Source organism: Microbacterium sp. (assembly GCF_047972865.1).
Classification (GTDB): Bacteria; Actinomycetota; Actinomycetes; order Actinomycetales; family Microbacteriaceae; genus Microbacterium.
The window spans coordinates 1-4268 of the sequence record NZ_JBKEAY010000073.1; the positions used below are offsets into that span (position 1 = coordinate 1).

General features: G+C 66.6%; 5 protein-coding genes. 3 read left to right on the plus strand and 2 right to left on the minus strand.

The window, feature by feature from the left end:
• The first annotated feature begins 161 nt into the window (after nucleotides 1-161).
• On the plus strand, nucleotides 162-485 hold the full coding sequence (locus ACK5KK_RS04755) for a nucleotidyltransferase family protein (protein ID WP_416888946.1): 324 nt from the start codon (nucleotides 162-164) through the stop codon (nucleotides 483-485).
• A 56-nt stretch (nucleotides 486-541) separates the two neighbouring features.
• On the opposite strand, the gene ACK5KK_RS04760 is transcribed toward ACK5KK_RS04755, so the two are convergent.
• Together ACK5KK_RS04760 and ACK5KK_RS04765 are read right to left on the minus strand one after the other, a co-directional pair.
• Complete coding sequence (locus ACK5KK_RS04760; protein ID WP_416888947.1) at nucleotides 542-895, minus strand: hypothetical protein; 354 nt, start codon at nucleotides 893-895, stop codon at nucleotides 542-544.
• A 258-nt stretch (nucleotides 896-1153) separates the two neighbouring features.
• Nucleotides 1154-2425: an ABC transporter substrate-binding protein gene (locus ACK5KK_RS04765; RefSeq protein WP_416888948.1), complete on the minus strand. Its 1272-nt coding sequence runs from the start codon at nucleotides 2423-2425 to the stop codon at nucleotides 1154-1156.
• A gap of 195 nt (nucleotides 2426-2620) precedes the next feature.
• Between ACK5KK_RS04765 and ACK5KK_RS04770 the strand changes: the two genes are divergently transcribed.
• Both ACK5KK_RS04770 and ACK5KK_RS04775 read left to right on the plus strand, forming a co-directional pair.
• Nucleotides 2621-3583, plus strand: coding sequence for a LysR family transcriptional regulator (locus ACK5KK_RS04770; protein WP_416888949.1), 963 nt, complete (start codon nucleotides 2621-2623; stop codon nucleotides 3581-3583).
• 213 nt (nucleotides 3584-3796) lie between these two features.
• The coding region (locus tag ACK5KK_RS04775) for an acyl-CoA dehydrogenase family protein (protein WP_416888950.1) at nucleotides 3797-4268 on the plus strand (472 nt) is incomplete at its 3' end.

Below are 4268 nucleotides of genomic sequence, written 5' to 3' on the forward strand. Positions count from 1 at the left end.
CTCCGCCCTCGCAGCCATCGATAACCCGCTTCCCATACCTCGGATCGTGCCCGCCGTTCGCGGGCATTCTTATCTGAGGCACGGAGAACCCTTCGCGGGCACTTTTCGTGAGGCACGTCGCTTCCTGTCACGCGGTACGTATGCGCCGCTACCCTGGGGGCATGAGCAGGAGCAGCTTGTCGAGCGTCGCGTTGCGCGAAGTTCTTGACGCGCGCCGCACCGAGCTCGACCTGTTGCTCGTCAAGTACGGGGCACGGAATCCGCGGCTGTTCGGTTCGGTCGCGCGCGGGGATGCTGTCGAGGGCAGTGATATCGACATCCTGGTCGAGATGGATCCTGTCGACGGGAACATCCTGATGCGCGCGAGCTGGCTGATGGAGGAGACCCGTGCGTTGTACGGGCGGGACGACATCGACATCTTCCCTGTGCAGTTGCTGAAGCGTCCGGTCTCGGAGTCCGCTCTCGTCGACGCGGTGGCTCTGTGACTCGAACCCGTAGCACCTCCCGGTTCTCCTGCTCGAGCCCGTCCGGTCTCACTTACTCAACTGCGCACACGGGCTCCGTCGGCCGGTGGCCCAACCCCTTCGAGCGATTGCTGGACGGCCGCCACCGTGTAGCCCTGATTCTCGCCCTGGATTGACTGGTCGTAGTCGGCAAACCTTGCTGACAGCACGCTGTTGCCATGGTCGAGATACTCAAGACTGTCCCGAAGTACTGACCTGGACACGATCGCCCGCCGACCTTCCAGCATCGCTGGGCGGATAGTTGCACTGGGAACGCCGAGCTGCTCCGCTAACTGGTGGACGTTCCACTCGGCCCAATCCTCGCCGCTGACAGTTCCATCGAGCTCATCGAGTCGCGCCAGTTTGAGTAGCCACTGTCGGTCGCCGAACATCGGTAACTCGACCCACCACTTCTCCGACGAGCCAATGGGGTCGGCACGAGATGACCCTATCGGGCTCTTCGGAATCAAGGGCGTAGGCCCGAGGTCTGAAGCCTCGGCCCCGACGGGTGGCAAAGGGTCGGGTGCGAGGTCAGCGACACCTACAGTTGCGTCTGGCAGGAGGGGACGACGAGCGTGCTCGCGTCGGTATGACCAGGTGACGCCCCGGTCCCGGGCATCGCCGCTCGCGCCACCACCGCGCCGGGCGCGTCACCCGATCGCGTCGACGATCGTGAAGCCGGTGCCGTTGTACTTCTGCACGGACAGTCCACTCATCGCGGGAAGCGTGTCGTGGGTGGTGTCGACGATCCCGCCCTCCAGCAGGAACGGAGCGTCGAAGCCGGAGATGGATCGGAGGGCTTCCATGAAGCTCTCTCTCGTCGGCTCCGTCATCTTCGTGAAAGCCTCTTCAAGGATCGATGCGCCGATCCAGCTCCACAGGCACTGCGGGAAGGCCGGGGGTTCGGTCTGGCCTGTGTGCTCGGCGAGTGCGTCCAGGAAGACCTGGCCCTCGGGGTCCGCGGCGAACGCAGGGGAGCCGACCACCATGGATGATGCGGTGCTGTAGATGCCGGGGAACGTGTCGGCGACGCCGGAGGGCACCAGGAATGCGGCCGGGCTGGACGCGACCGACGGCACGAACCAGCTCGGGTGCCAGCCGACGGCATCCGCCTGTTGCAGAGCGCCGATCATCAGCGGCGCCAGTGACGACATCGCGTTGAAGAAGACATCCGCGCCCGACGAGGCGAGCTCGGTGATCTGCGCCGTGACCTCGGATGCCGTCGCTTCGTAGCTCAGCTCGGCGACGATCTCGACATTGTCGGCGCCGGTGATCGCGGACTTCAGGCCCTCGAGGTAGCCGTGACCGAAATCGTCGTTCTGGTAGAGCACAGCGACCTTGTGGTCCTCAGTCGAGGCCGCGAGCAGTTCGCCGAACGCTTCGCCCTCCTGCTGATAGACAGGCAGCAGTCCGAGTTGCCAGGGGCTCTGTTCTCGGTCGCTGAAGATCGGGTCGCCGGTCTGCAGCAGCACCTGCGGGAACTCCGCGTCGATTGCCGCCTCGCGCCAGGCGCGGTTGGTGGGGGTGCCCAGGCTCATGACGGCTCCGAAGACGTCGCCGGACTGCATCTGCTGGAAGTTGGCGAGCGCGCGCTGCGGGTCGTACCCGTCGTCGTACTTCTTGAACTCGACCGTGCGCGTCTTCCCGTCGCCGAACTCGAACCCGCCCTCCTCGTTGCGCATCGCGAAGTACGCCGCAGCGCCGTCGACGGCGCAGGTGCCGACACCGGCGGCGTTTCCGCTCAGCGGAGCGGTGGTTCCCAGCGTGATGGTGGTGTCGGTGATCCCGGGACTGGCGACGACGGTGTCGCCCGTCGGGTCGGTGGCGTCGCCGCTTCGCGCGCAACCGGCGACCGCGAGCGCGAGGACTCCGAGAGCTGCGATGGTGGCGGCTGTGTGGCGCCGGTGACGGAAACGGTGCATGGGGATCGTCCTTCCTGAACGGGTGCGCGCATCCCGCTGCGTTCTTCGGTGAACGTGGCGGCTGCGGATGCGGCGTGGCGCGACCGGTGTGTGCCCGGGTCGCGAATCCGGGTCCATTCTGCGGTCCCATGCTTCGTCGGTCAAAGCGGACAAACTGGGCATCATGGTCGATTCTTTCGCTCTAGCATGAACGGCATGGAGTCGTTCGATGCGCGCGTCGCTCGCGGTGAGCTGACGTTTCGCCAACTCGCCCACTTCGTGGCGGTCGCCGAAGATGGAACGATCTCGGGCGCGGCCGGGCGCCTGCAGTTCTCGTCATCGGCGATCTCGTCGTCGATCACCGAGCTGGAGCGGGCGCTCGGGGTCGACCTCTTCGTGCGGCGACGGGCGCAGGGTGTCTCGCTGACCACGAGCGGAGTGGTGGTGCTCGCCCACGCCAAGAGCCTGCTCAGCTCCGTCGCGGAACTGACCTATGCCGTGAGAGGCGAGGGCGACGACCTCGTGGGGCCGCTCGTGGTCGGCTGTTTCACGACACTGGCCTCCGCCGTGCTGCCCCGCATTCTCGAAGAGTACGAGGCACGGCATCCGCGGGTCTCGGTGGACTTCATCGTCGGCGCGCAGGACGAACTCGTCAGTGCGCTCGAAAGCGGCGGAATCGATGCCGCGATCCTGTACGACATCGGGGGACTCGGGCGTTCACGGCGGTTCGAGTTGTACTCCGCGCGCGGGTACGCGCTGTTCGGCGAGGGAAATCCCCTCGCGGCCAAAGACTCGGTGACACTGGAGGAATTGGCGACAGCGCCGCTCGTCCTGTTCGACCAGACGCCCAGCACGCGCTACGCGATGTCGATGTTCGAGGCGCGTGGACTGACCCCGCTCGTGCGGCACCGCACGCACGCCTTCGAACTGACGCGCTCCATCGTTGCGCGGTCGCGTTCCGCCTATGCCGTGCTCGTGCAGCGGCCGACGAACAGACTCAGCTACGAGGGGTTGCCGATCATCGAACGCGAGATCGTGCCCCCGCCGCCCTCGGTCTCAGTCGTGTTCGCGTTGCCGGGTGGTGTCGAGCCGTCCGCTCGGGCCTTGGCGCTGGCCGACCTGGTCCGCCGGCAATACCCCGCGGCGACGGGGCCCGCCGGCGGGGGAGCGCGCGAATAATCCGCCACTGAATCGCGGAAAAGTCTGTGCTTCATCGGTTCAATCGACGAAGCATGTCGGATCCGTGACGTTGACCGGTCCGTATATGCGTTGCGACGATGGCGGAGAGATCGCTGCACCGAAGCGCGATCCGATCCGATCCGACCGCCCGCTGCGCCGCACCCCCTGCCGACGCGCTCGTCGGCGTGCGATCGGCCCGACGGAAGGAACACTGTGAGCACCATCGACACCGGCGTCGACGCGGACCGCCTGCCGAACCCGGCTTCCCCGCCCGACCCCCACATGACCGCCGAGGACGTGCTCGCCGCCGCCCGGGACCTCGTTCCGCTGCTGCGTGAGCACGCCGCCGACACCGACGCCCGTCGGCGTATTCCCGCGGAGGTGTACCGCGCCGTGCAGGATGCCGGGCTGCTCCACATTCTCAAACCACGCAGGTACGGCGGCCTCGAGCTCAGCGAACACGACCACGCGCGGGTCACCATGACCCTGGCGGAAGGCTGCGCGTCCACCGCGTGGGTGTTCTCGATTCTCGACTCCGACAACATGGCGATCCTCGCCTACCCCGAACAGGTGCAGGAGGAGATCTGGGGCGACGACTCGTACCGGACACTGGCCGGCAACACCAATCTGAACCTGAAAGCGAGCACCGAACGCGTCGACGGAGGGTACCTGCTCACCGGCGCAT

Bases quoted from the DNA above. Each gene is read 5' to 3' on its own strand.
- ACK5KK_RS04755 (WP_416888946.1), top strand. From the start codon at position 162: ATGAGCAGGAGCAGCTTGTCGAGCGTCGCGTTGCGCGAAGTTCTTGAC.
- ACK5KK_RS04760 (WP_416888947.1), bottom strand. From the start codon at position 895: ATGTTCGGCGACCGACAGTGGCTACTCAAACTGGCGCGACTCGATGAG.
- ACK5KK_RS04765 (WP_416888948.1), bottom strand. From the start codon at position 2,425: ATGCACCGTTTCCGTCACCGGCGCCACACAGCCGCCACCATCGCAGCT.
- ACK5KK_RS04770 (WP_416888949.1), top strand. From the start codon at position 2,621: ATGGAGTCGTTCGATGCGCGCGTCGCTCGCGGTGAGCTGACGTTTCGC.